This is a genomic window from Micavibrio sp. TMED2, assembly GCA_002168225.1.
In the GTDB taxonomy this organism is placed as follows: domain Bacteria; phylum Pseudomonadota; class Alphaproteobacteria; order TMED2; family TMED2; genus TMED2.
In genome coordinates, this window is sequence record NHBH01000009.1 from 217,200 (window position 1) to 242,502 (window position 25,303).

At 60.0% G+C, this 25,303-nt stretch carries 24 protein-coding genes; 7 read left to right on the plus strand and 17 right to left on the minus strand.

Translation table 11 applies throughout. From position 1 onward, the window contains the following. Window positions 1–4 precede the first annotated feature (4 nt). A complete protein-coding gene (locus tag CBB62_12755) occupies window positions 5–1,297 on the minus strand; it encodes a glutamate-5-semialdehyde dehydrogenase (GenBank protein OUT39268.1) in 1,293 nt (430 codons plus the stop codon). 24 nt (window positions 1,298–1,321) lie between these two features. On the opposite strand from CBB62_12755, the gene CBB62_12760 reads away from it, so the two are divergent. Together CBB62_12760 and CBB62_12765 are read left to right on the plus strand one after the other, a co-directional pair. After that, window positions 1,322–2,323: a hypothetical protein gene (locus CBB62_12760; GenBank protein OUT39269.1), complete on the plus strand. Its 1,002-nt coding sequence runs from the start codon at window positions 1,322–1,324 to the stop codon at window positions 2,321–2,323. A 74-nt stretch (window positions 2,324–2,397) separates the two neighbouring features. Beyond that, entirely contained in the window at window positions 2,398–4,488 is a 2,091-nt protein-coding gene (locus CBB62_12765; protein OUT39270.1) for a hypothetical protein, read from the plus strand. A gap of 64 nt (window positions 4,489–4,552) precedes the next feature. Here the strand turns inward: CBB62_12765 and CBB62_12770 are convergent, their stop codons facing one another. The 8 genes from CBB62_12770 to CBB62_12805 form a co-directional block, all read right to left on the minus strand. Next, window positions 4,553–5,041, minus strand: coding sequence for a hypothetical protein (locus CBB62_12770; protein OUT39271.1), 489 nt, complete (start codon window positions 5,039–5,041; stop codon window positions 4,553–4,555). Then, window positions 5,041–5,703: a hypothetical protein gene (locus CBB62_12775; GenBank protein OUT39272.1), complete on the minus strand. Its 663-nt coding sequence runs from the start codon at window positions 5,701–5,703 to the stop codon at window positions 5,041–5,043. Before CBB62_12775 ends, CBB62_12770 begins: the two co-directional genes overlap by 1 nt. A 16-nt stretch (window positions 5,704–5,719) precedes the next feature. Continuing rightward, window positions 5,720–5,944: a F0F1 ATP synthase subunit C gene (locus tag CBB62_12780; GenBank protein ID OUT39273.1), complete on the minus strand. Its 225-nt coding sequence runs from the start codon at window positions 5,942–5,944 to the stop codon at window positions 5,720–5,722. Between the two features lie 87 nt (window positions 5,945–6,031). Beyond that, on the minus strand, window positions 6,032–6,757 hold the full coding sequence (locus CBB62_12785; GenBank protein ID OUT39274.1) for a F0F1 ATP synthase subunit A: 726 nt from the start codon (window positions 6,755–6,757) through the stop codon (window positions 6,032–6,034). 107 nt (window positions 6,758–6,864) lie between these two features. Beyond that, window positions 6,865–7,191, minus strand: coding sequence for a hypothetical protein (locus CBB62_12790; protein ID OUT39275.1), 327 nt, complete (start codon window positions 7,189–7,191; stop codon window positions 6,865–6,867). 215 nt (window positions 7,192–7,406) lie between these two features. Beyond that, entirely contained in the window at window positions 7,407–10,868 is a 3,462-nt protein-coding gene (locus tag CBB62_12795; GenBank protein OUT39276.1) for a chromosome segregation protein SMC, read from the minus strand. Between the two features lie 19 nt (window positions 10,869–10,887). Next, window positions 10,888–11,670 (minus strand): hypothetical protein, encoded by a 783-nt coding sequence (locus CBB62_12800; GenBank protein ID OUT39277.1) that lies wholly within the window; start codon window positions 11,668–11,670, stop codon window positions 10,888–10,890. A gap of 131 nt (window positions 11,671–11,801) precedes the next feature. After that, a complete protein-coding gene (locus CBB62_12805) occupies window positions 11,802–12,332 on the minus strand; it encodes a hypothetical protein (protein ID OUT39278.1) in 531 nt (176 codons plus the stop codon). A 136-nt stretch (window positions 12,333–12,468) separates the two neighbouring features. Here CBB62_12805 and CBB62_12810 point away from each other — a divergent pair, with 136 nt between their 5' ends. Genes CBB62_12810 through CBB62_12820 form a run of 3 tightly spaced genes read left to right on the plus strand, consistent with a single transcriptional unit; the run spans window position 12,469 to window position 15,345 of the window. Further along, entirely contained in the window at window positions 12,469–13,632 is a 1,164-nt protein-coding gene (locus CBB62_12810; protein OUT39279.1) for an A/G-specific adenine glycosylase, read from the plus strand. Further along, on the plus strand, window positions 13,490–14,392 hold the full coding sequence (locus tag CBB62_12815) for a hypothetical protein (protein OUT39280.1): 903 nt from the start codon (window positions 13,490–13,492) through the stop codon (window positions 14,390–14,392). The genes CBB62_12810 and CBB62_12815 overlap by 143 nt, the downstream gene beginning before the upstream one ends. After that, the gene (locus CBB62_12820) at window positions 14,380–15,345 is read left to right on the plus strand and encodes a hypothetical protein (protein OUT39281.1); all 966 of its coding nucleotides are present in this window, start codon (window positions 14,380–14,382) and stop codon (window positions 15,343–15,345) included. Before CBB62_12815 ends, CBB62_12820 begins: the two co-directional genes overlap by 13 nt. Before the next feature lie 15 nt (window positions 15,346–15,360). Here the strand turns inward: CBB62_12820 and CBB62_12825 are convergent, their stop codons facing one another. The 5 genes from CBB62_12825 to CBB62_12845 form a co-directional block, all read right to left on the minus strand. After that, window positions 15,361–15,801, minus strand: a complete 441-nt coding sequence (locus CBB62_12825) for a hypothetical protein (protein ID OUT39282.1) — start codon at window positions 15,799–15,801, stop codon at window positions 15,361–15,363. Between the two features lie 68 nt (window positions 15,802–15,869). Next, window positions 15,870–16,967 carry a sarcosine oxidase gene (locus CBB62_12830; protein ID OUT39283.1) on the minus strand — a complete coding sequence of 366 codons (1,098 nt, stop codon included), beginning with the start codon at window positions 16,965–16,967 and terminating at the stop codon, window positions 15,870–15,872. Window positions 16,968–16,981: 14 nt separating this feature from the next. Beyond that, window positions 16,982–18,115, minus strand: a complete 1,134-nt coding sequence (locus tag CBB62_12835; GenBank protein OUT39804.1) for a modification methylase — start codon at window positions 18,113–18,115, stop codon at window positions 16,982–16,984. Between the two features lie 167 nt (window positions 18,116–18,282). Then, the gene (locus CBB62_12840; protein ID OUT39284.1) at window positions 18,283–18,903 is read right to left on the minus strand and encodes a ribonuclease HII; all 621 of its coding nucleotides are present in this window, start codon (window positions 18,901–18,903) and stop codon (window positions 18,283–18,285) included. Window positions 18,904–18,911: 8 nt separating this feature from the next. Then, entirely contained in the window at window positions 18,912–19,859 is a 948-nt protein-coding gene (locus CBB62_12845; GenBank protein ID OUT39285.1) for a LysR family transcriptional regulator, read from the minus strand. A gap of 143 nt (window positions 19,860–20,002) precedes the next feature. On the opposite strand from CBB62_12845, the gene CBB62_12850 reads away from it, so the two are divergent. Next, a complete protein-coding gene (locus CBB62_12850; GenBank protein OUT39286.1) occupies window positions 20,003–20,497 on the plus strand; it encodes a hypothetical protein in 495 nt (164 codons plus the stop codon). Window positions 20,498–20,570: 73 nt separating this feature from the next. Further along, window positions 20,571–21,380 (plus strand): hypothetical protein, encoded by an 810-nt coding sequence (locus tag CBB62_12855; protein ID OUT39287.1) that lies wholly within the window; start codon window positions 20,571–20,573, stop codon window positions 21,378–21,380. On the opposite strand, the gene CBB62_12860 is transcribed toward CBB62_12855, so the two are convergent. The 3 genes from CBB62_12860 to CBB62_12870 form a co-directional block, all read right to left on the minus strand. After that, a complete protein-coding gene (locus CBB62_12860; protein OUT39288.1) occupies window positions 21,377–22,534 on the minus strand; it encodes a radical SAM protein in 1,158 nt (385 codons plus the stop codon). The two genes, CBB62_12855 and CBB62_12860, sit on opposite strands and share 4 nt — an antisense overlap. Before the next feature lie 102 nt (window positions 22,535–22,636). Then, window positions 22,637–23,224, minus strand: a complete 588-nt coding sequence (locus tag CBB62_12865; protein OUT39289.1) for a molybdenum cofactor biosynthesis protein B — start codon at window positions 23,222–23,224, stop codon at window positions 22,637–22,639. Then, a complete protein-coding gene (locus CBB62_12870; protein ID OUT39290.1) occupies window positions 23,154–25,232 on the minus strand; it encodes a hypothetical protein in 2,079 nt (692 codons plus the stop codon). The genes CBB62_12865 and CBB62_12870 overlap by 71 nt, the downstream gene beginning before the upstream one ends. Window positions 25,233–25,303 lie beyond the last annotated feature (71 nt).

Below are 25,303 nucleotides of genomic sequence, written 5' to 3' on the forward strand. Positions count from 1 at the left end.
CAGATCACGGGCGTGTCTGACCGTTACCCTGCACCTGATACTTGAACGTGGTCAACTGTTCGACACCGACCGGGCCACGGGCATGGAGCCGACCGGTGGCAATGCCGATTTCAGCACCGAAGCCGAATTCGCCACCATCGGCATACTGGGTTGAGGCGTTGTGCAGGACGATGGCGCTGTCGATCCGGTTGAGGAAACGTTCTGCCGTCGTAGCATTCCGGGTGATGATGCTGTCGGTATGATGCGAGCCGTAATGGTTGATATGCTCGATCGCGGCATCGACGCCATCGACCACCTTCACCGAAATGACCGGGGCCAGATATTCGGTGTGCCAGTCTTCCTCGGTTGCCGGGGTGACCAGATCATTGATCGCCTGTGCCGCCGCATCGCCGCGAATGGCACAACCGGCGGTCTGCAGCGCCGGGATCAGGCGCGCAAGGGCGGTATCGGCGATCCTGCTATCAACCAGCAGGGTTTCGGCTGAGCCGCAAACCGAGGTGCGGCGCATCTTGGCATTGACCACAACCTGTTCGGCCATATCGAGATCGGCCTCACCATCCACATAGACATGGCACAGCCCGTCCAGATGGGCGAGGACCGGTACCTGTCCGCCCATGACCCGCTGGATCAGCGACTTGCCGCCGCGCGGGATCAGCACATCAATCAGGTCGGGACGGGACAGCATCGCGCCTACCGCCTCGCGGTCGCGGGTCGGGACCAGTTGTATCGCTGCCTCTGGCAGACCGTTCTCAGCGCAGGCTTGGCGCAGACAATCGGCCAGCACGGTGGCCGAGTTGAGGCTCTCCGATCCGCAACGCAGAATAACCGCATTGCCGGATTTGAGGCACAGGGCACCGGCATCGGCGGTGACATTGGGACGGCTCTCAAACACGATGCCGATCACGCCGAGCGGCACCCGCACACGCTTGAATTTCAGGCCGTTGGGTTGTTCCCATGAGGTCATGACCTTGCCAACCGGGTCGGGCAGCTCGGCAATATCCCGAACGGCATCGGCGACGGCCTTGATCCGCTCCGGCGTGAGGACCAGCCGGTCGAGCATTGCTTCGGGCACACCCTTGTTGCGGGCAAAGGCCACATCCTGCTCATTGGCGGCGAGCAGTTGCTCCACAGCGGCATCAATGGCGGTGGCAGCGGCACGCAGGGCGGCATTCTTCTGCTCGGTCGGGATGGTTGCCAGAATGCGGGCGGCGGCACGGGCATCACGGCCCATCCGCTCGATCAGCTGTGTGGCATCGATATCCGATGTGGTCTGCATGGTCGCGGGTGCGGAATTCATTGGGGTCTCTCTAATCCTGTCGGAATGCTGTCTACCACTGTTCTACAACGGTTCTGGGCCTGCAATCAAAAACACCAACAGTTATGGCTGTTACCCTGTTCCGACATTTCTCCCGCCTTGCATCCCGTCGTCGGTAATAAGGCTTTGTACATGAACAGTTGGCGCGCTAGGCTGATCCTCGTATTCACCCGGCCCACGAAGATGTCCGGGTTTTGTAAGCTCCAGGGTTTCTGTTTTTCGCTCATGCCGCACGCACTCGATGGCCAACATGCCCTGATTGCCGGTGGCAGCGGTGAGATGGGCTTCTACAGCGCCCGGGCGCTGGTGGATGTGGGCTGTCGGGTCAGCCTGCTGGCCCGTGGCTCCGAGGGGCTGACCACGGCGGCAACCCGGCTGATCAATGAGGTCGATGGCGATGTCCAGACGGTGACCGCCGACCTGACCCATCCGGCCACAATCCGGCGCGCGGTGGACCATGCGATTGACGGGTTCGGCAAGCTTGATATCGTCGTCTACGCCCTGCGCGATGATGTCTACGGTGCCTATGACCAGCTTGATCCGGCGCGCGTGCAGATGTCGATGAACAATCTGCTGATCGGTGCCGGCAACCTGATGGCGGCGACCCTGCCGGCAATGCAGGCCGCCGGGCACGGGCATGTGGTTTTTGTGCTCGGACAGGATGCCATGCGCGGTCGGCCGCTCAGCACGGCGAACTGCATGATCCTGCATGGTCTGGTCGGCATGATGCGGGCTCTGGCCCGTGAAGTGGCCGAGAGCGGGGTTGTGGTCAATGCCATCAGCGCCGGTTTGCTCGATACCGACCGGCTGGCAGTGGAAATTGACCAGATTGTTGCCCATACTCGTCGTGACCGGTCGGCAGTTCGGGCAGATCTCGCCGCTGGTAACCCGCAGCGCCGCCTGATCGCGCCGACCGAAGTGGGGGAAGTGTTGCAATGGCTCACCGATCCGGGAAATCGTGCGGTTACCGGGCAGGTAATCAGCGTCGATGGCGGTGAACTTAGTTAATAATTATGGTAGCTTAATAAACAAATGGGCATAGTGATCTGGGCCCTGAGGCAAAGTGGTAGAACAATTCCGAGATGACGGACAGCTCAACCAACGATACGGATGAATTTGTCGATGATTCCGTTGCTGGAGACGACAAACCTGCTTTGTCGCCATTAAAGCTGAGTTCCAATCAGTATATGGACGACGACGAGGCGGATGATGTGGCGCCCCTGCCCGAGCAGGCGGCGGTGCCCGAGGCTGCGCCAGAGGCAGCACCCGCCCGCGATCCGGACGCACCCGAGCCGACCATGATCGGCTATGATCCCGATGGTGAGTTCGGCGATATGGATGAAATGGCGGCCTGGATGGCGGCCACCGGCGATAATGCCAGTCAGGACGATATCGACGCCATTCTGAGCGACAGCGGTGTGACACCGGAAGCCGCCGACCAGATGGAAGCGGAGATCGCCGCCCTTGAACAGGGCCAGCGCTATACCGCGCACTGGGATAATTTCTGCGCCGATAACATGCCGCCGGAAGACCAGTTGCCGGAGTTCAAGTTCACCAAGATCTGGCTGCGCCATCCCGATCGGGTTAATGCGGTCACCGATCTGCTCGATCGTATGGTGTTTGCCGGTCATGCCGACAACCCGTGCTTCAAGACCTCCAAGGGGGTATGGAGCTATACCGATGTCTATCGGGATGCCAATCAGCTTGCCCATGTGCTGATGGATGAAATGGGCGTGATCCCCGGCTCGCGGGTGCTGATCCGCGGGTTCAATACACCGCTGCTCTGTGCGGCCTTTCTGGCCATTCTCAAGGTTGGTGCGGTTGCCGTGCCGACGCCGCCATCCATGAAGGCGCGTGATCTGGCCCGGATCGTCGACAAGGCACAGGTGAATTTCGCGCTCTGTGATGACCGGCTGACGGCTGAGCTCGCCAAGGTACAGGAGAAACGTCCGGGCCTGTATGAAGTGCTGGTCTTTGCCGGTAACGGTCAACGTCCCGAGGGGGCGGCGAATTATGAGGGACCGGAAACCGGACCAAATGATTGGCGCTATGCCGAGCCGCTGATGCAGCCCAAGGAACCGCAATTCGACAATTTCGATACCTCTGCCGAGGATATCTGCCTGATTGCCTTCACCAGCGGCACGTCCGGTGAGGTAAAGGGCACCATGCACCATCACCGCGATCTGATGGTGACGGCGGATTGCCTGCCGCGCACCACAATGCCGTCGGGGCCGGAGGATGTGTTTGTCAGCAATATGCCGCTCAGTGAGGCATTCGGCCTGTCGACGCTAATCCTGTTCCCGATGCGGGTTGGTGCATCAGCGATCCTGCTACAGCAATTTGAGCCGAAAATCCTGATGCAGGCGATTACCAAGCTGAAGGCGACGATCTGTTGTTCGTCACCGGCCAGCTATCGCGTCATGCTCGACTATACCAAGAAATATGATGTCTCCGGCCTGACAACCTGTATCTCGACCGGGGAGATGCTATCGGCCTCGCTATCCAATCAGTGGCACAACCTGACCGGCAGCACGATCATCGATGCCTTCGGGTCAACCGAGTTGCTAGGCCGGGTCATTGCCTCGCCGCTCGATGAATTGCGACCGGGCGCGACCGGCAAGCCGGTGGAGGGATATCTGTGCCGGGTGGTGGATGAGAGTTATCGCGACATTCCTACCGGGATGACCGGACGGCTGATCGTCAAGGGACCAACCGGCTGCCGCTATCTGGCGGGTGAGAACCAGACCGATTACGTTAAGAACGGTTGGAACATTACCGGCGACCTGTACAGCATCGATGCCGATGGCTTCTACTGGTTCGGTGGTCGGATGAACGACATCATCGATAACGGCGGTTACGAGATCGTGGCGCCGGAAATCGAGGAAATGTTGCTGGAGCATCCGGCGGTTGCCGATTGCGCTGTGGTAGCAGCACCCGATCAGGCGCTGGGCACGGTCGCCAAGGCCTATGTGGTACCGGCAAGGGATCAGAAGGCCGGAGAGGCACTGATCAAGGAGCTGATGGCATTCATCCGCAAGCGCGAGGATGCTTTCAAATGTCCGACGCACTGGGACTTTGTTCCGAGCCTGCCGCGTACGGATGCTGGCATCATGCAGCGTTACAAGCTGCGCGAATACGCCAAAAAGCAATACGCCCAGGCGAAAGGCGCCTAGGCGTATTACGTAATCTCATTATTCAGATCAGTTATTCAGTGACCGGATGACCGGGTGGCTGCGCTCAGTTGATGCGTGAGGGCAGTTTCTCGATGCTGTCGGCGAGGATATCACCTGCTTTCTTGGCATCGACCTTCTGCTCGATCAGGCTGCGGGTCGCCTGAACCGCGACTTCCGCTGCCACGGCCCGGATCTCGGTAACCGCATGGGCTTCCATCTGGGCGATGCGGGCTTCGGCCATCTTCTTCTGACGCTCGGCGGCAGCTTCGGCATCGATCTGCGCCTGTTTCAGAATGTGCTCGGCCTGAACCTTCGCTTCGGAAACCAGTTCTGCGGCGGCCTTCTCGGCATCGCGCTGCTGGCGCTGATACTGGGCCAGCATGGCCTGGGCTTCTTCACGCAGGGTCCGGGCTTCCTCGATCTGCTTGCGGATGTTGTCCGCACGCTCATCAAGCTTGGTGGTCACGATATTGGCGGCCCGCTTGTAGATGAAGCCGACAAAGATCAGGAAACCGAGCAGAACCCAGGTATTGGTATCATGAAACAGGCTCATCAGCTCCGCGCCTCCAGCGCTTGCTTGACCGCTTTTTCGATATCGGCATCGGCCGGTTTCAGATTGGCAATGCGTTCGACACTGTCATGAACCGCCTCGGAGACAATCGAGCCAAGCTCGGCGAAAACAGCCTGTTGCTGTTCGGCGATCTTGTTCTCGGTCTTGGTGAAACGGCCCTTGATGGTGCTTTCGACCTTGGCAATCTTGGCAGCCATGTCGGCAGCGGCCTTGTCCTGCGCCTTGACGATCGTCTCATGGGCGGATTTACGCGCATCGGCGAGCGATGCTTCATAGGCTGTCTGGGCAGCTTCCGCTTCCGAACGCAGTTGCTCGGCCATGCCGAGATCACCGGTGATCTTCTCTTCACGCTCTTCCAGAACCTCGGCATAGCGCGGCAGAATGCGCTTGCGGAGATACTGGTAGAGCAAGAAGAACACCAGCAGCATCCAGAAAATCTGTGATGTGAAATTGGCAGGGTTCAGCTGTGGCAAACCACTGCTGCCTTCTTCACCATGTTCTGCGGCAGCTTCGGCAGCCAGAACAACTGCATCTGTACTGGCATAGACAAAAGCCGCAACGACACCGGTCGATACGAGCTTCTGGATATACAGCCGAACAGCAGTTTCCATGACCTGGCTTTCCTTATGTTCCAGATAGTTCAAGCGTAAATCCGACTGATCAGACGAACAGGATCAGCAGGGAGATAACCAGTGCGAACAGAGCAACAGCCTCGGTCAGTGCGAAGTACAGCAGACCGGTAGCTTTCAGCTCACCGGCAACCGATGGGTTGCGGGCAATGGATGACAGCAGGTTGGAGAAGATGTGGCCGAGACCGAGGCCAACACCAGCGAGTGGGAGGACCGCAATAGCGGCGCCGATAAAGCGTGCAGCTTGTTCTTCCATGATAATGTTTCCTTGTTTTCTTACTCGTTTAAGCGAAATGGGCGAAGCCCGAGAGGTTTTGTACAACGACGCTGTTGATACAAATGTTTAGTGCAGTTCCAGTGCATCCTTCAGATAGACACAGGTCAGAACGGCAAACACATATGCCTGGATAAAGGCAATCAGGAATTCAAAACCGGTCAGCAGGGTGATGAGGATCAGCGGCAGAACACCCGCAATACCCATCATCACGGCAAAGCCGGCAAAAACCTTCAGGATCATGTGCCCGGCCATCATGTTGGCAAACAGACGAACCGACAGGCTGATCGGACGTGACAGATAGGCGACGAGCTCAATCGGCACAACCAAGAACAGCAGGGGCAGCGGAATGCCGGATGGGGCAAAGAAGCTGAGGAAATGCAGCCCGTGTTTCACAAATCCGAGGATGGTAACCAGCAGAAAGACAACGATTGCCAGCGTGAAGGTGACAATGATGTGGCTGGTATAGGTAAAGCTGTAAGGGATCATCCCGAGCAGGTTGCCCATCAGGACAACCATGAACAGGGTAAAGACAAACGGGAAGAACTCGCGTCCTTTCGCACCCGTCTGCTCACGCAGCATATTGGCGATGAATTCGTAGATGCTTTCCGATGCAGACTGCCAGCGGCCCGGGATCAGGGCGCGGCGGCTGAGGCCAATGGACATGAAGGCAACGGTCAGCACCGCGCCAAGGACCATGAAAAGGGAAGCGTTGGAAAAGGACAGATCAATCCCGGCTACCTCTATCGGTATAATCGGTTGGATCTGAAACTGGTGAAGTGGATCTAGGGCCACGGCCGTTCTCGTCGTCTTGCGGTCTTCGGTGATCAGGGTGTCGGATCAGAGTATGATCGTCGGGCGAGAGGTCGTTCTGGTTGTTGCAACATACATACGGACAGATTTCACGTATCAGGCTTGTCATCCGTTGAGGCGGGGTTTTGCTTTGCTATTCCACCCTGATCTTGTGCCAGACGGTAGACGTTCAGGAAACCTGCAGCAGCACCCACGACAAACATGACGATCATTGCCAGTGGTAATGTGCCGAGCCAGTTATCCAACGTCCAGCCGATGAAGGTAGAAACCCCGATCGCCGAGACAAACTCGATACCGACGCGCATGCCTTGCCCAAGATGTCCTGTTGTGCTTGCCGTTTGGCTGGTGTCGGTACCATCGATACCGGCCTTTTGTCTGGCAGCAGCAATTCTTGTCTTGAGGTCGTCAGACGACATCGAACCCGTACCCTGTAGTCGCTTTCCATTCAACCGCCCGGCTACCCGGATGATCAAACAATCAGCAGTACAACGGGGCACCGCGGTCAGCGCGCAAAGTAAGGATGGGGGGCTGTCCTGTCAAGCAGTAAGAATGGCGAAAATTATACAAAATGCGCTTAAAAAATATGTTTGATTTCAACGCCTTACGGGGACAGTTCCGGCGGGTGCGGCACTTAGCCCGCTTCGCGCAGTCTGGCACCCTCATCGAGATCGACAGCAACCAGTTGCGAAACCCCGCGCTCGCCCATGGTGACACCATAGAGACGGTGCATCCGGGCCATGGTCATCCGGTGGTGGGTGATGACCAGGAAGCGGGTGGTATCGGTCTTCACCATCTCGTCGAGCATGGTGCAGAAGCGATCCACATTGGCCTCATCGAGCGGTGCATCGACCTCATCCAGCACGCAGATCGGTGACGGGTTCGACTGGAAGACCGCAAACAACAGGGCAATCGCGGTCAGGGCCTGCTCACCACCGGACAGCAGTGACAGGTTCTGCAGACGCTTGCCGGGCGGTGAGGCGAAGATTTCCAGCCCGGCATCGAGCGGGTCTTCCGCCTCGGTCAGGGTCAGCTGTGCCCGACCACCACCGAACAGGGTGACGAACAGGTGCTGGAATGCCTGATCCACATTGGCGAAGGCATCAAGCAGGCGGTTGCGTGCCTCGCTCTTCAGCTTGCCGATGCCCTGACGCAGGCGGTTGATCGCAGCGATCAGGTCGTCGCGCTCGGCAACCAGCGTGTCGATTTCGGTCTGCAGTGTCTCGGCTTCTTCCTCGGCACGCAAATTGACCGCACCCAGTGTTTCACGCTCACGGCGCAGGCGCTCAAGACGACGCTGCAGCTCTTCCAGCGCCGGGACCGGTTTGTCCTCGCCATGCTCGGAGATGCTGAGGGTCTGGTTCGGTTTGCAATCCAGTCGCTCGGCAATTTCCTCGGTCAGGCTTTTGCAGCTATTGCGGGCCATCTCCACGGCGGCTTCGGCACGGGCGCGGGCTTCACGGCTATCGGCGGAGTGACCCTCGGCCTGACGTAGGCGGCGCTCGATCTGGGCAAGGTTTTCCTCTGCCTCGATCAGGGCATCACTCTGACGTTTGCCCTCACGCTCAGCCTCGGACAGGGCGGTCAGCAGGGACTGCTCCTTCTCGGCCAGCTGTTCCGGCTGACTGGCGAGGTCTTCCAGTTCCTGACGCAGGGCAGCGGCACGCTTGGCGAGGTCCTGGCTGTGATCGTCGGCACCGGACATACGGTCATTCCAGACCTTGACCTCATCGTCGATAGCAGTCAGGCGGCGTTTGCGCCCAAAGATTTCGCGTTTGATCCGGTCAACCAACTGGTGCTTGTCATTGGCGGATTCACGGGCGGCGGCCAGTTGTTCGCGGAAATCGTCGAGTACCTGTATCGCCTCATCCAGTGACGGCATCGCCGCCAGTTCACCATGGGCCTGCTCGCGCTGTTCCTTGATCGTGTCTAGGTCGCGGGCATGGCCAGCAATGCGTTCCTTCAGACCGGCAGCTTCGGAAGCAGCCTTGGACTGTGCCTGTGTCGTCTGGGTCAGGGCCGAGCGTGCCTGTCCAACGGTGGTATAGGCGGCACGTACAGCATCGCGCGCGCTGCGGGCGGCTTCGCGGGCGTCATTGAGCGCTGTGCTCGCCGCTTCGGTCGCGGTTTTCTTGGTGGCAGCTTCCTTCTCGGCTGCGGCCAGTTCCTTTTCCAGCGCGGTCAGGCGGTTGCGTTGCTCGAGCTTGGCGGCGGCATCGGTCGCGGCCATGCGACGGGCGGTATAGCCATCCCAGCGCCAGCTCTCGCCATCCTTGCTGACCAGAATTTGACCGGGCTGCAGGCTCTTGGCGAGGTCATCGCCGGTGGCGCGATCCTCAACCACACCGATACCGTTGAGCGCGGTTTGCAGCACTTTCGGTGCATCGATCTTGTCCAGCAGCGGCTGGGTTTTGGCCGGGGCTTTCAGGCTGACACCGTTGGTCTCGCGCCAGAAGAAATCATTCTCGGGATTGGTCGAGGCGTCGAGGGCAATACCGAGCGCCGCTGCCAGCGCGGTTTCATAGCCCGGCTCAGCCTTGATCTCGGACAGAACCGGCTTGCCGGTGCTGGCATCGCCATCATCCTTGCCGACCAGATGTCGGAGCGCACTGATCTCGGCCTGAACCCGGTTCAGGGCCTGACTGCTCGCCTGTTCGTCGCTGCGGGCCTCGTTCATCGTGGCTTCGACAGCGCTGACTTTCTGCTCGGTCTGGTTCTGCTGCTCTTCCGCTGATGCCAGTGTCGCCTCGGCATCGCTGACATCTTTCTCGAGTGCTTTCAGCCGGTCTTCCGGGATCAGGTCACCCTGAAGCGTCGCCAGCTTGGCATTCAGGCGTTCACGTTCTTCGGTAATATTGTTGAAGCGCTTTTCCAGATCGGTAAGGCGCTGGTTCAGGTTGCGCTGCGCGGTTTCCTGCACGGCGGTTTCCCGGGTCAGGGCGGCAACCCGCTCATCGAGGCGGGCAACCTCGCTCTGGGCGTCACCGGCAGCGGCAACCGCTTCGGTTTCACGGTCATTCTCGCCGTCCTGTGCCTTGACGATGTCACGCTTTTCACGACCGAGGCGCTCCAGCGCATCGGCGGCATCGGTCAGCAGGGTGCTGGCGCGGGTCTGATCCTGTTCGATCTGCTCGAGGCGCTGGGCGGCGGATTGCTGCTGGCTCTCGATCCGCTTGGCTTCCTTGGCCAATTGCTCGGCTTCCAGCTTCAGGCGCTGGACCTTGGCCGAGGCGGCAGCGGCGGCATCGCGGAGCGGCGGCATGGCGCTGGCCTGATTGGTCTGTGCCGTGCTTTCGCTGGCGACGGTGACCAGCAGTTCCCGGACCCGGATTTCGGCAGCGGCGAAGACGGCTTGGCTGTGTTCAAGCTCGGCCTCGGCATCAATCCATTTCTTGTGCAGCAACAGGGCTTCCGCCTGCCGGATGCGATCCGACATGGTGCGGTAGCGGGCGGCCTGCCGGGCCTGCTTTTTCAGATTGGCGAGCTGGTTTTCCATGGTGCCCAGCACATCCTCGACCCGTTCGAGGTTGCTCTCGGCGGCTTTCAGCCGGAGTTCGGCCTCGTGACGGCGGGCATGGAGACCGCTGATACCGGCAGCTTCCTCAAGGATCGAGCGGCGCTGGGTCGGCTTGGCATTGATGACCGCGCCAACCTTGCCCTGACTGACCATGGCGGTAGAGGTTGCACCGGTGCCGTGATCGGCGAACAGGATCTGGACGTCGCGGGCACGTACCGGCTTGCCATTGATCCGGTAATCCGAGCCGTTGCCGCGCTCAATCTTTCGGGTGACTTCCAGATCGTCGAAATCATTGAATGGTGGCGGGACGGTCTTGCTGTCATTTTCCAGACCGAGGGCGACTTCTGCCACGTTACGGGCCGGGCGGTTGGCGGTACCGCCAAAGATGACGTCTTCCATCTCGCCGCCGCGCATACGCTTGGCAGAGGTCTCGCCCATGACCCAGCGCAACGCCTCCACAAGGTTCGACTTGCCACAGCCGTTCGGCCCAACAACACCGGTAAGACCCGGTGCGATTGTCAGTTCGGTCGGTTCGACAAAGCTTTTGAAACCATGGAGGCGGAGCTTGGAAAACTTCATTGAATACCCGGGCTGTTACTTACGAATCCTCGTCGGGCAGCAGGGCTTCGATCTTGCGTTTGAAAACGTCATAATCTTCGGCACCAACAATCCGGTCGGTATCGTTGTTGAGGATAAAAGTAGGGGTTGAGCGGATATTGTATCGCTCCTGCGCCTCAAGCTGGCTGGTCAGGATTGCATTCTGCAGGTCTTCATTGGCGAGGCAGGCGTCAACTGCGGTGGCGTCGAGGCCGACCAGTGCGCCAAAGGTTTTGAGAGTGGCAATCGGATCGCGCGAACGGGCCCAGCGCTGCTGGTTCTTGAACAGCACATCGACGAAGTCGAAATACCGGCTCGGCGGTACGCAGCGGGCCAGCATGGAGGCGCGAAGGGCGACACCGTCAAACGGGAAGTCGCTCATCACCAGCTTCACCTTGCCGGTATCGATGAAATCCTTCTTCAGCTTTGCCAGAGTGTCATTATGGAAGCTCGCGCAATGCGGGCAGGTCATGGAGGAAAACTCAACCATGGTCACCGGCGCATCGGGATTGCCGAGTACCCGCTGATCGGTTGGCGCAACCGTTACTGCCGGAGTGCTGCCCGGAATACTGATCTGGCCATCAGTCTGAACCTCAGATGCCTGTGCCACCTGTGGCATCGTGCTTGATGCGGATGCATCCTCTGCGGCGGCTGGTGCCGGGGCGAGGCTGACCATCGCCATGACAGCGGTCGCGGCCACCGGCAGGATCAGCAGGCGGCGCAGGACAGTTTTGGCGATCTTGGTCGTTTCAGCAGTCATTAAAGCGGTTGTTGCGGTTGGCATTGATAAGGGTGGCTCCTCGGGCCAAGTGTGATCAAATGGTGACAACTAGATATGTGGGGCGCAACAAACCGATGTTGTGCCGGGGTTAAGTCTCTGCGGATAAATTCCGGTCATGATGAAAACAAATCCGGTCATTTTCCGCGCGAAAGTAGGGCCAAGCCAAGGCGTTCCAACGAGTCGCGCAGGGCCGGGTTTTCAACACCGTCGAGATTTTCGCTCAGTTGCTTACGGGTGGCGGCACCGACGGCGCGGCGCTTCACGGGCGGTGCAGCGGGTCTGGATTGGTGTTTTAGGGCGACTCGGGTGATCCGCGGGGCACCGCCGAGATAGTCATTTATCCGGGCCAGAAGCTGTGGTTCCGCGTGTTGCCAGATCGGTGCAAAGCCCGCACTGATGGCGATCTGTATTGTGCCATCCTGCTGGCCTTTGCCAGCAATAACCTTGATCGGGGCGGTGTGTTCGGCAAATTGTGGCCCGACCACATCGGCCCAGTGATCGAGCAGATCGGCAAGCCGCATGGATTTGCTGCCGACCGCTTTCCGGCTGATGGGACGGATGATGGCGTTGAGCGGGCGCAGGCTGCCGCGTCGCCGGGGCGTGAACGACGGTTTCTCGTCAGACCGGTAGGTCGGCCCATCCGTGGAATCTGACTGGTCAGACATATATGTCAGGCCCTTGCCAAGACGGGGTGGCGCAATATGCTCTCAATAGATAGATATTCAAGCGGATTGCCCATCAGAGGGCAAATACTGCATTGCCGCATGAACATCACATTTTAGCGATATCCATACATATATAATGAAACAGTCAAAAGACGACCGTTTGAATGATGTTGTTGTGCCATCGCGTGATGCGTTGCTCCACTGGTATGACCGTCATCGCCGTCACTTGCCATGGCGCTGTGCGCCCGGTGTGACACCCGATCCCTATGCGGTCTGGTTGTCTGAAGTGATGCTGCAGCAGACCACGGTGGCTACCGTGACGCCCCGTTTTCAACGGTTTCTGGACCGCTGGCCAACTGTCGCCGATCTCGCGCGGGCACCGCTTGATGATGTGCTCGCCGAATGGGCCGGGCTTGGCTACTACGCCCGGGCCAGAAATCTCCATGCCTGTGCCCGTGCCGTGCTGGCCGATCATGGCGGCAAATTCCCGGATCAGCAGGTGGGGCTTGCGACCCTGCCGGGGATCGGGGCCTATACCTCGGCCTCGATTGCCGCCATCGCCTTTGATCGCCCGGCCAGTGTTGTCGATGGCAATGTGGAGCGGATCGTAGCACGGCTGAATGCGGTCGAAGAGCCGATGCCGGCGGTAAAGCCATATCTGCGCCAGCTTGCCGAGCCGCTGTTTCTCGGTACCGACCGGCAGCGGCCGGGGGATTTTGCCCAGGCAATGATGGACCTTGGCGCGACGGTCTGTGTTCCGGCCCGCCCGCGCTGTGGTGTCTGTCCATGGCGTGAGGATTGTCGCGGACTGGCGCAGGGCATTGCGCCCGAACTGCCGCGCAAGGCACCGAAACAGGCCAAGCCGAAACGCTATGGCCTGCACTACTGGTATGTGAATGACCGGGGCGAGGTGCTGATGCGGCGTCGGCCCGAGCAGGGGTTGCTGGGCGGGATGCTGGAACTGCCCGGTCTCGACTGGCAACCGCTGGAGAAAAAGCCCGATTTCAAGGCGCTGGTGCGGCAGGCCGGACCATTGCCGGGGCAATGGCGGCTGTTGCCGGGAACGGTCAGCCACATCTTCACGCATTTTCATCTGACCGTGCGGATCGCGATCCCGAGCTTTGCCAGTTCGCCGCTGACGGCCATGCCGGATACGGATGATGACTGGCGCTGGATCGATCTGGACCGGCTCGGCGATATGGCCCTGCCGACGGTCAGTGCCAAAATGGTCCGTCACGCCATGGCCGAATGCGCGACTATGCAGCTTGATACCAAAAAGACTGTTGATTTGTTCGGGTAACGGGTTTCAGCTTGTGTTCATGCGTAATCGCCTCCTGCTCTTCCTGCTGCTATCCCTGATGGTCCTGATGCTTGGCTTGCCCGGTCAGGCGCGCGCGCAGGCTGCCGATGCGGATCAGCCGATTGATGTGCTGCTGTTGCTCGCCATCGATGCCTCGGCCAGTGTCACCACCACGGTGCTGAAACAGCAACTGACGGGACATGCCGCCGCCTTCCGTGATCCGCTGGTGCAGGCGGCTTTGCGTTCCGGCCCCCATGGCCGGATCGGGGTCGGGGTCATGCTTTGGTCCAACCCGACCGATACCCGGCTGACCATTCCATGGCGGGTGCTGCGAACGCCGGAGGATGCCTGGGCCTTCGCCGCCAGTATCGATGCCCTGCCGCGGGCCGAGCGGGCCGGGTCAACCGGTCTCGGCGCTGCCATGATCGCCGGGCACCGCCACCTGATGACGGCACCGTTTCGGGCTGATCGGCTGGTGATCGATATTTCGTCCAACGGGTTCAGCAATATCGGTCCGCGACCCGAAGCTGTCCGCGCGCCGCTCGCCGAGGATGGCATTGAAGTCAACGCCATTGTGATTCTTGATGAATATGACTGGCTGGAGAGATATTTCAGTGAATCTGTGGTAGTTGGAATGGCGCCATTCGTGATGGCGGCGGGGCGTGAACGGGACTATGCCGATGCCCTGCTGCGCAAACTGGTCCGGGAGTTGTCGGCCCGGCCCCTTGATGTTCGAGAAGTTGCCGCATGGGACAAATAGAAGAAGACGAGTTGGGCGAGGTCGAGAACCTCTCCATTTTCGAGAAATACCCCGAAGCCTTCAAACGCCTGAGCATATTGCTGGGCGGCATCTTTCTGGTCGTCTTTATCCTCTATGCCATTATCAGTCGTGATGTGGCTGCCGATTGCAGCGATGCGCCGGTAGCGCTGCTGCATGAGGAAATCTGCCATGGCGACATGTTCTGTCTGCAGGAGATGCGATCCTCGAAATGCGTCGAGTACTGGGCCGAGAAAAAGCCGGGCGGTGCCGATATCGGGCTATTGATCCAGCCGCATCAGGAGGGGCTGATCGGGTTTGCCGATCCGTTCTATCTGGTGCTGCAGGACGGGCCGTCCCGCCGCCTGATCCAGTTTGAAATTCCAGAGGATGCCAGTGACAAGGACTGGCTGGCCTATCTGTCGGTCATGCCGCAATTCCAGGCACCGCCTGCACAACCGCAGACCAATATCGTGGTGCTGCCGCTTGATCCGAACCGTGGTTACCGGGTGCTGCAGGCCAAGGATCGCATGACCGATCATGAAGGCATGCTGGAAAATGCCGTTGATTTTGCCGTTTCCGCCGGAACCTCTGTCCGGGCTATGCGGGACGGGTTTGTGGTTGGCATGCGCATGGATCAGGGGGCTGGTGGCGAACGGACCGCTGCCCATGGCCATGAGAACTATATCTGGATTCAGCATCTGGACGGTACGGTTGCCACCTATCGCCACCTGCTGAAGGACAGCCAGCAGGTCGAGTTCGGCGATGCGGTGATTGCCGGTCAGGAAATCGCCCTCTCCGGTGCCTCAGGCTATGTGACGGAGCCGATGCTGCATGTGCATATCTCCAGCCCACTCCCCAATGGCAGTGGTTTCCAGACATTCCCGCTCGTGTTCCAGACCACGCAGGGCAATGTCGAGGTCGAGACCTATAAAATCTATCGACCCTCATTCTAGGGGAATTGTCGCAGATCAGGCGCGACGGCGGGTGATTTCAATACCGGCCCCGGCGCAATCCTCGAACACATCGAGCTTCTCAACCCGGATGGTGACTTCGAGAATAGCCGGATGGACGAGGCAGAGGGCAGCCAGACGTTCGGCCATGGTCTCGACCAGATTGGTATGGCCGCCGGTTGTCACCCGGTGGGCGGCATCGCGCAGCAGCTCATAGGATACCACATCGGCAATATCATCGCCGCTGACCTGACGGTCGCTGACCACGGCATCAATGTTGAAACAGACCCGTTGCTTGCGGTCCCGCTCTTCCGGATAGACGCCGATTTCGCAATCGATGATCAGGTCGCGCAGAAACATGCGCCGGGTATCGCCGACAGGCTGCGTGTTGACGTGGCTGCCGTCACCGGCATGACCGGTATGGCTGGTTTTCGTGGCTTTTGAGATGAGCGAGATCATGGGGTGAGGGAGTAGCACCGGCACCCGGTCACGCCAAGCCCGAATGCGCCCGGATATCCGATTATATCTCAGTCTCGCGCCTCCAGCCATGTCAGCAGGGCTGTTTCATCCCCGCTTTCCACAGCCCGCGCGACATGCTCACCGACCGCCGCGCCGAATTTGTAACCATGGCCGGAGCAGGCGGAGATCACCCAGGCCTTACCCATTCTGCGGCCAAAGAAGTGCAGATCGCTGGTGAAGGTATAGGCACAGCTGCGTACCCGATCGACGCTGTACTGGTCGAGATCACGGAACGGCTTGCCGAAATAGTCGCGGATCATGATGCCTTCCGCCTCATCCGGTACCTGATCAGCACCGGCTGGTGCCTGTCGCTTGTTGCGCCCGGCACCGAACTTCAGCCCGGTGCCGTCGACCGGCGGCAGGATGTAGCCATCGATGTCATCCGCGCCGACACTCAGAAACGCCGGGGCCTCTGCCCATGCCTCGGCATAGCGGGGCGGTGGCGTTAGATAGACCACCGCCGTCCGGTAGCTGGTCAGGCTGTCGGCAAGTGACGGGAACAGTTCCGTGGTCCAGGCACCGGCGGTCACCACCACCTGATCGAAACTTGCTTCGCGCTGGGTCGTGCGGATCAGGCCGCTGGCGGTATCAATGCCGGTTACGACTTCATGCTCGTGGATGGCGGTCCCGCTGCGCCGCAGCCATGCCAGCATGTCCCGGGCAATGCGCTCGCAGAACAGCACGCCGCCATCATCGGCATAGGTGACATAGTGCAGATTATCAGGGTCGAGGAACGGGTAGCGCTCGGCTGCCTCATCCGGGGTGAAGCGGCTGTAGGGCGTGCCGGTGCGTTCATAGCCTTGTGTGTAGTAATCGGCTTCATCACCGGGGAACTGGCTGAGACAGAGCACGCCGGTCTTGCGGTAATGCTCGGCACCGAGGTCGTCCCACAGCCGATCCCAGGCGGCAAAGCCGTCACTGATCGTACGGGCATAACCGTCGAGGCTGCCATAACCACGGCGGATAATCCGGTGCTGGTCGCCGGAGGCAGCGGGCGGGTTGGGGATTGGTCCCTGTTCAAACAGGCTGACCTGATGGCCGACCTTGGTCAGTGCCCAGGCGGTTGCAAGGCCTGAAATGCCTGCGCCGACAATGCCTATTTTCATCGGGGATTGCTCCCTTAGTGCAGGCCGAGTTCCTGTCTGATCTGCTGGCGGAGGGCGTCAATCGGTGCCACCTTGTTCGCCTTTTCCTCATAGTGCCAGAAGGTCCAGCCATTGCAGGCCTGTGCCCCCTGAACCGCAGCGCCGACCTGATGGATCGAGCCGGTGATGCGACCGGTATTGTTTTCGGCAATCAGGGTGCCGTCCGGACGAACCCGGGCATGATGGCGGCGGCGTTCATCAAAGACCAGCTCGCCGGGACCGAGCAGGCCTTGCTCCACCAGCATGCCGAATGGAATGCGCGGGGCCTGACGTTTGCTCTCCAGCTTCAACAGGTCCGGATCGTCGATCGCCTCAATGGCACCAATGCGGTCGAGGGCGAACTGGCGGTAACCGGTCTCGCGCTCGATGCCGATGAAGTGACGACCGAGACGCTTGGCCGCCGCACCGGTGGTGCCACTGCCGAAAAACGGGTCGAGAATGACATCGCCGATATTGGTTGCCGCCAGAATGCTGCGGAACAACAGGGCTTCCGGCTTCTGGGTCGGGTGCGCCTTCTTGCCATTGGCATCTTTCAGGCGCTCGGCACCGCTGCAGATCGGCAGCAGCCAGTCGCTGCGCATCTGCAGGTCATCATTCAGGCGCTTCATCGCCTCATAGTTGAAGGTGTACTTCGCATCCGGTCCGGTGGCGGCCCAGATTAGTGTCTCATGAGCATTGGTGAAGCGACGGCCACGGAAATTCGGCATCGGGTTGGTCTTGCGCCAGATCACGTCATTGAGGATCCAGTAGCCGATATCCTGCAGCGTTGCGCCAACCCGGAAGATGTTGTGATAGCTGCCGATTACCCAGAGCGTACCGGTCGGTTTCAGCACACGTTTGGCGGCGGTCAGCCACTCGGTGGTGAAACGGTCATAGGCGGCGAGGTCATCAAACCGGTCCCATGCCTCGTCAACCCCGTCAACCCGGCTCATATCCGGGCGCTCGAGTTCACCGCGCAGTTGCAGATTATAGGGCGGATCGGCAAAGACCATATCAACCGAATTCGCCGGCATGGCGTTCATGGCCTCGATACAGTCGCCGAGAACGATCTGGTTCAGCCATGGTTTCATGGCCTGCGAGCTGGATGTGATCTCCGGCGTTTTCCCCACAGCCTTTGACGGCTGAGCCTTACTGGCCTTCCCCATTTTAAAACCTTTAAAATTTTTGCCGCTAAGTGCTTGAATCTTTGTCGAATCCGCTTGCGCAGTCAAACCCAAATCTTTCGATTCGTTTTCGATTCGCAAAAGTGATTCAATTCTGCCGCAGTTTGCTCAGGTCACCGACAGCCGCCGAAGCTGCGGCGGTGGTGCGGGGTGAGGCCGAGGCTGGCGATGGCGGTGCGGTGTTCGGCAGTGCCGTAACCGGCATTGCGGTCCCAGCCATAGCCGGGGAAGGTTGCGGCAAGCTCGACCATGATGCGGTCGCGCAGAACCTTGGCGATGACCGAGGCGGCAGCAATCGACAGCGATTTGCTATCGCCCTTGATCACCGGTTCGCCGCGGCAGGTCAGCCTCGGCGGCACCCTGTTGCCATCAATCAATGCAAGATCGGGGGCGGTTGGCAGTTTGCCGACCGCCTCTGTCATTGCGACAAAGGTTGCCTGCAGGATATTGATCCGGTCGATCTCGGCTGGCTCCACCATGCCGATGCCATGGGGGACATGCTCGACCAGCGGGTCAAACAGCGCCTCGCGGGTCTTGAGCGAGAGTTTCTTGCTGTCATTCAGACGGTTCAGCACGGTATCGGGCAGGGCGGGTCTGCCATCGGCCCCGGTCGGGATAATGGCCGCGACGGCCAGCACCGGTCCGGCGAGAGGTCCGCGCCCCACCTCGTCAACGCCGCAGATAATCCCTGCGCCCTTGAGGCGGGCCTGCTGTTCGAGCAGGAAATCGGGCATGGTCGCGATCAGCTCTGTTTGGCAACGGCGTGATCGGGGTAATCCTTCAGCCAGTCATCCCATGGTGGCGCGCCCTTGAAATGGGCGACCATGAAGTCGATGAAGCTGCGCACCTTGGCGGTCAGGTAGCGGTTATGCGGATAGACCAGATGGATGTTGATCTCGGTCGGCATGTAGTCGGTCAGGATCGGTACCAGCTTGCCGTTCTTGATGTCCGGGCCGACGATGAAGGTCGGCTGCAGGACAATGCCATGCCCGCCGATGGCGGCAAGCCGCAGAACATCGCCGTTATTGGCCTGTAACGAGCCGTCGACCCGGACCGAATGGGCGGTGCCTTCGGCATCGATGAAGCGCCATTCATTCAGCTTGGGTGACAGGGTGTAGAGCAGGCAGTTGTGGCGTCCGAGATCGCGCAGGCTCTCCGGTGTGCCGTGTTTCTGCAGATAGTCGGGCGAAGCGCACAGCACCCGGCGGCAGACATTCAGCTTGCGGGCGATCAGGCTGGAATCCGCGAGTTCACCGATGCGGATCGCCACGTCATAGCCTTCCTCGACGAGGTCGACGAGCCGGTCATTGAGCGACAGGTCGATGGTAACGTCGGGGTATTCATCCTTGAAACTGGTCAGGGCCTCGGCGAGGTGGCGGGCTCCGAATGTCATCGGCGCGTTGATCTTCAGCGTGCCCTTGGGTGCATGGTGCAGTTCATCGACAACGCATTCGGCCTCTTCCACATCATTGAGCACCGTCTGGCAGCGTTCGTAATAGGCGGTGCCGACCTCGGTGAGTGAGACCGTACGGGTGGTGCGGTTCAGGAGGCGGGCGCCGAGACGCTCTTCCAGGGCCTGAATATGCTTGGACACCATGGCCCGTGACATGGACATCTGGCGTGCGGCCCCGGCGAAACTGCCTTGATCCACAACCTGCACAAACACTTCCATACTGATGAGACGGTCCATTGCGGCACCATTATTGTTTGTTTCTGATAAACAATTTATCAAAAAACGAGTGGATTATAAAATGATTTGGCTTGGCTTATCTTCGGGAAAGATCAAACGCGGGCAGAACTGACCCTGTCCCGCCAGCTTACGGAGAAAAAGTCATGTCCAGTCACAACAACGATACAGCAGCCAATCCGGCTTTAGTCAACCGCCATGCCCTGCAGGTGAATATCGCAACCACCTTGTTGCGGCTCAGCCTTGGGGTGGTCTTCCTCGCCCATGGTCTGCTCAAGGTGTTTGTGTTCACCATTCCGGGGACAGTCGGGTATTTCGAGAGCATCGGCTATCCGGGCTTTCTCGCCTATCCGGTGATCTTTGCCGAGGTGTTTGGCGGCATCGCCCTGTTGCTCGGGGTGCAGACCCGGGCGGTCTCCCTCGCGCTGGTACCGGTGCTGATCGGTGCAACGCTGCAGCATGTTCCGAATGGTTGGGTATTCAGCGCCGAGGGTGGTGGCTGGGAGTTTCCGGCACTCTGGACCGTCCTGTTGCTGGTGCAATCCTTGCTCGGCCCCGGTCTTGTTGCCCTGCGGATTGGTGTTCTGAACCGTCTGCTTGGTCAATTCGGGCTGCAGGACCCGCAAGCCGCCACCATCTGATAACAGAAGAACCACAGGCATTGTCCCGGTTGCCGTGACTGGCCGCCGGGCAGTGCTGTCAGGAGCCGTACCCATGCCCAAGCAAAAACAACCCGCCAGCCTGTTCATATCCCACGGTGCCCCGACCCTGCTGGAGACCGATGTGCCCGCGCATCATTTCCTGCGTGGTCTGGCTGCTGATCTGCCGCGTCCGCGTGCTGTCGTTGCGGTCTCCGCGCATTTTGAGACCGACCGTCCGGTAATCGGTGCCGATCCGGGGCCGGAGACAATCCATGACTTCTATGGCTTCTCCCGCTCGCTGCATGAATTTCAGTATCCGGTGAGCGGCAGCCCGGATATTGCCCGGTCAATCGCCGATGCCATGGCGGGAGAGGGTGTCGAGGTTCTGGTCGCCGGGGATCAGGGGCTGGATCACGGTATCTGGGTGCCGCTGGCACTGGTCTGGCCGGAGGCGGATGTTCCGGTCATCCCGTTCTCGATCCAGCCGGAGCAGGATGCGCTCCATCACTTCCGGCTCGGTCAGGCGCTGGCCCGCGCTGTGCCCGAGGATGTGCTGATCGTTGCTTCAGGCTCGATGACCCATAACCTGCGTGAATTTCGCGGACAGGGGGTCAACAGCCCGGCCCCGGACTGGGTGAGCGGTTTTGCCGACTGGATCGCTGACCGGGTTGCTGCCGGTGATACAGATGCCCTGCTTGATTTTCTCGACCGGTCGCCCTCAGCGGCGCGCAATCACCCGACCGACGAGCATTTCCTGCCCTTCTTCGTCGCCCTCGGTGCCGCAACAGCAAGCGGCAAGCAATGGACCGGTACACCGCTGCACCGAAGCTATACCTACGGCGTGATCGCCATGGATACCTATCGGTTTGATCGTGCAGCTTAGAACCCGAAGCCCATCTGGTCGGGGTTGTCGGTCGGGCGGCGGAACAGGTCGGTGGGCATGGCGGCGGTTCTGCTGTTGAGGCCGAGGCGGGTGACGGTGGCGCGGAAGCGCTGGCGCAGCATGTCGGCATAGGCACCGGCCCCGCGCATCCGCACGCCGAACTGGCTGTTATAGGCCCGGTCGGGATTGTTGCGATCGCCATGGGCACCGCGCAGCAGGCTGAACACCTTGTCCGCCTTGTTCGGGAAATGGGCATCGAGCCATTCCCGCACCAGCTCTTCGATCTCCAGCGGTACCCGGAGCATGGTGTAGCTGGCGTAGTCTGCGCCCATTTCCGAACCGCTGGCGAGCAGCTTTTCCATCTCATCATCATTGATGCCGGGGATCATCGGGGCGGTCATGATCCTGACCGGGATGCCCGCCTCACTCATGGCGCGGATGGCGGCGAGACGCTTGGCCGGTGTGCTAGCCCGCGGCTCCATGATCCGCGCCAGTTTGGGGTCGAGCGTGGTAACCGACATGCCCACATGCACCAGATTGTCCCGGGCGAGATCGGCCAGCAGGTCAATGTCCCTGGTCACCAGATCGGATTTGGTGATCAGCCCGACCGGATGCCGGGTCTCGGCCATGATCTGCAGGATCTGACGGGTAATTGCCATCTGGCGCTCGATCGGCTGATAGGGATCGGTATTGGCACCGATCACGATTACCTGTGGCCTGTAGCCCGGCTTGGCCAGAGCCTCGCGCAGCAATTCGGGGGCATTGGGCTTGGCAAAGATGCGCCGCTCGAAATCCACCCCGGCGGAAAACCCAAGATAGGTATGGGTTGGGCGGGCATAGCAATAGATACAGCCATGCTCACAGCCCTTATACGGATTGATCGAGCGGTCAAAACCGATATCCGGGCTGTCATTCCGGCTGATGATGGTGCGGCTGGTATCGATGCCGATGATGGTCTGCAGCTGGGCACCGATTTCCGGGGCGATCTCATGCTCCGGATCACCCTCCAGCGAGCGCCAGCCATCATCAACCAGTTCCGTTGTGGTTGGCTCGAACCGGCCGCTGCGATTGCTCAACGCACCGCGCCCGCGTGGCCGGGGCATGATCGCCGCCGGACCGTTGTCCAGTTCTGTCTCTGTCGCTGTATTGGTCATGCAAGCCTCCCCGCTCAATGATGCTGAGAGGCTAGCCAAATCTGCCGAGCTTAACAAGAACAAAAAGAGAACAAATATTGCGTTGTTCCCGTGCCGGATCGGCTATTTTTCGTTAAGTCGCGGAATCAGTTCGATAAAGTTGCAGGGTCGATAACGGCTGTCGAGCTGGGTCGCGAGAATGCCGTCCCAGGCGTCGCGGCAGGCGCTGGTGGAGCCGGGCAGGCAGAACACATAAGTCGTGCCGACGAGACCGGCCATGGCGCGTGACTGGATGGTCGAGGTGCCGATCTTGTCATAGCTGAGCCAGCGGAACAGCTCACCAAACCCGTCGATGGCCTTGTCCATGACATCGGTCAGGGCTTCCGGTGTTACGTCACGCCCGGTCAGGCCGGTGCCACCGGTGGAAATGACAATATCAACACCGTCATCATCGGACAGGCTGCGGAAGGTATCTGCGAGACGCTGGCGGTCATCGGGAATGATCTGGCGCGAGGCGAGATTGTGTCCCGCTGCCTCAAGGCGTTCGACCAGCAAAGCACCGGAGGTATCCGTACTCTCGTCACGGCTGTCCGATACGGTGATGATGGCGATGTTCAGCGGGATAAAGGCGATTGAATGATCAAGACCGGCCACGGGAGGCAACCTGAAGTTGTTGAGTGTCCAGACGTGAGTACATCGGCTGCTCACCATCCGCAAGTGCCTGAAGTGATGGCAGCGGCTGGTTGAAACGCAGGCGATAGACCCAGAAGTTGGTCAGGACACGCTCAACAAAGTCACGGGTTTCCTTGATCGGAATGCTCTCGATGAAGAACAGCGGGTCGGCCTCATAGCTGACCTTGCGACGCCAGTGCTGCAGGTTGCCGGGGCCAGCATTGTAGGCGGCGGCGAGCAGCAGCAGGTCGTTGTTCACAAACCGGCTCTCCAGCAGATAGGCGAGGTAGCGCTGGCCAAGCTCAATGTTCACCGACGGGTCGAACAGCTGGCTGTGGTCGCTGCCGTCATACAGGTTCTCGTCGCCCATGTACTTGGCAGTGCGTGGCATCAGCTGCATCAGGCCGGAGGCACCGACGCCGCTCTGTGCCGTGCGGTCGAAACGGGATTCCTGTCGCATGAAGCCGAAGACCAGCGCGCGGTCGACCTCAAAGCCGGTATCCGGACGCCATGGCGGGATCGGATAAAGCGCGGTGTCGAACCGCTCGCCATTATCGGCGCGGAAGCGGCTGCCGGCGCGGACCGCGAGGTCGGGCAGGCCGGCATCCTCGGCAATGGCGACAAGGGCCTGTTCAAGGTCACGGTCGCGGCGCGGATTGATCCGGCGCAGTTCCTGAACCGCGAGTTCGCTCTGACCGACCTGAATCAGCGCCATGCCGCGATGGGCCAGCGGATTTTCCTTCAGAACCGAAATACGGTCATGATCGAGGGTTGGTGTGCCCCAGTGGAATTTGGCATCGATGCCGAGGGTGGCGGCGCTCAGGAGACCATAGAAGGTGCCGGGATAACGGGTTGCCACTTCAAGCCACTTGTCGGCGGCACGATTGTTGCCCTGCGCCTTGTGACTGCGTGCGGCCCAGAAGGCAGCAGCGGCGCGTTTCCACGGTGATACGTTGTTGGAATTGGCGACCAGTTCGAAATGCTTGGCGGCCTTGGCGCTTTTGCCCAGCTTCCAGTAGGACAGGCCAATGGTCCAGTCGACATCATCGAGATAATGAAGGTCGGATTTGGCGCTGGCGCTGGCGAGTTCGACCGCGCGCTTATATTCGCCCTGATAGAAATAGCTCTCCGCCACATCGGCACGCAGCAGATTGTATTCGTTGTTGTCCAGTGCCTCTTTGACACTGTTGCTCGACAGGGTCTGGAATGCTTCATCCGGGCGACCGCGTTCGGCAACATGGCGAATATCGCGCATCAGGCCGGAGACATAGCGGCGGGTTTCGGCACTGCGGTTGCGGTCCGAGCGATACCGGCGTGGCACAAAGCCATAGCTTTCCATCGCACCGCTGACGACACGGAGGCGAACCGGGCGCTTCGGCGCGCGGGCATTGGCCGGACGGCGTTTCAGCGCCAGATCGTAAATCTGTTGGGCGCCCGGATGGTCGGCGTATTCATCCATCCAGTCGCGCAGTTCGGTAAAGCTGGAGCGATAGGCGGTCGGGTGCATATAGCGCTGATACAGCACATGCCCCATCAGGATATCGTCATCGAGCTGGTCGATCAGGGCATCAGCGGCTTCCCAGTCACCGACGGCCTGCAGATCAAAGATCAGGCGGTAGCGCTTGGCATCTGCATCGCCCATCACATGGATCGGTGCGACCTCACGCTCCGGCGGGGCAAAGGTACGAAGATTGAGCGTGGCCAGAGAGAAGGCTGGACGGTTGCTGCTGTTATAGGCCTTGTCGAAGGCTTCGCGGGACAGTGGCAGTTCGTCGTCGAATAACTCGCCTGTGCTGACCTTGGAGACAAGCGTGCGCAAATTAAGCGATGCCATCTCAAAGAATGGTCGCTGTTCGATCGTCGCACTGTGCGCGCTCGAAAGATCAGGTTTTTCCTGGGGAATTGGCAAGCCTGACGATATCTCGTCGGCAACTGCGCTGTGCGGTCCTTCGGCGATGAGGCTGACAGCAAGCACGGCGATAACCGTACCAGCCAAAACGTTGCGCCCCTTGCCCAAGCGACCTTCCCCTATCGCCAGCTGTTTCATGACCGTAAGAAATACCTTGTGCCGAAGTAGGCAGCAAGCGCGCGTTTATGACAAATTTTGGCCAACTGATA

Bases quoted from the DNA above. Each gene is read 5' to 3' on its own strand.
- CBB62_12755 (OUT39268.1), bottom strand. From the start codon at position 1,297: ATGAATTCCGCACCCGCGACCATGCAGACCACATCGGATATCGATGCC.
- CBB62_12760 (OUT39269.1), top strand. From the start codon at position 1,322: ATGCTGTCTACCACTGTTCTACAACGGTTCTGGGCCTGCAATCAAAAA.
- CBB62_12765 (OUT39270.1), top strand. From the start codon at position 2,398: ATGACGGACAGCTCAACCAACGATACGGATGAATTTGTCGATGATTCC.
- CBB62_12770 (OUT39271.1), bottom strand. From the start codon at position 5,041: ATGAGCCTGTTTCATGATACCAATACCTGGGTTCTGCTCGGTTTCCTG.
- CBB62_12780 (OUT39273.1), bottom strand. From the start codon at position 5,944: ATGGAAGAACAAGCTGCACGCTTTATCGGCGCCGCTATTGCGGTCCTC.
- CBB62_12790 (OUT39275.1), bottom strand. From the start codon at position 7,191: ATGTCGTCTGACGACCTCAAGACAAGAATTGCTGCTGCCAGACAAAAG.
- CBB62_12795 (OUT39276.1), bottom strand. From the start codon at position 10,868: ATGAAGTTTTCCAAGCTCCGCCTCCATGGTTTCAAAAGCTTTGTCGAA.
- CBB62_12800 (OUT39277.1), bottom strand. From the start codon at position 11,670: ATGCCAACCGCAACAACCGCTTTAATGACTGCTGAAACGACCAAGATC.
- CBB62_12805 (OUT39278.1), bottom strand. From the start codon at position 12,332: ATGTCTGACCAGTCAGATTCCACGGATGGGCCGACCTACCGGTCTGAC.
- CBB62_12810 (OUT39279.1), top strand. From the start codon at position 12,469: ATGAAACAGTCAAAAGACGACCGTTTGAATGATGTTGTTGTGCCATCG.
- CBB62_12815 (OUT39280.1), top strand. From the start codon at position 13,490: ATGATGACTGGCGCTGGATCGATCTGGACCGGCTCGGCGATATGGCCC.
- CBB62_12820 (OUT39281.1), top strand. From the start codon at position 14,380: ATGGGACAAATAGAAGAAGACGAGTTGGGCGAGGTCGAGAACCTCTCC.
- CBB62_12825 (OUT39282.1), bottom strand. From the start codon at position 15,801: ATGATCTCGCTCATCTCAAAAGCCACGAAAACCAGCCATACCGGTCAT.
- CBB62_12830 (OUT39283.1), bottom strand. From the start codon at position 16,967: ATGAAAATAGGCATTGTCGGCGCAGGCATTTCAGGCCTTGCAACCGCC.
- CBB62_12840 (OUT39284.1), bottom strand. From the start codon at position 18,903: ATGCCCGATTTCCTGCTCGAACAGCAGGCCCGCCTCAAGGGCGCAGGG.
- CBB62_12845 (OUT39285.1), bottom strand. From the start codon at position 19,859: ATGGACCGTCTCATCAGTATGGAAGTGTTTGTGCAGGTTGTGGATCAA.
- CBB62_12850 (OUT39286.1), top strand. From the start codon at position 20,003: ATGTCCAGTCACAACAACGATACAGCAGCCAATCCGGCTTTAGTCAAC.
- CBB62_12855 (OUT39287.1), top strand. From the start codon at position 20,571: ATGCCCAAGCAAAAACAACCCGCCAGCCTGTTCATATCCCACGGTGCC.
- CBB62_12860 (OUT39288.1), bottom strand. From the start codon at position 22,534: ATGACCAATACAGCGACAGAGACAGAACTGGACAACGGTCCGGCGGCG.
- CBB62_12865 (OUT39289.1), bottom strand. From the start codon at position 23,224: ATGGTGAGCAGCCGATGTACTCACGTCTGGACACTCAACAACTTCAGG.
- CBB62_12870 (OUT39290.1), bottom strand. From the start codon at position 25,232: ATGAAACAGCTGGCGATAGGGGAAGGTCGCTTGGGCAAGGGGCGCAAC.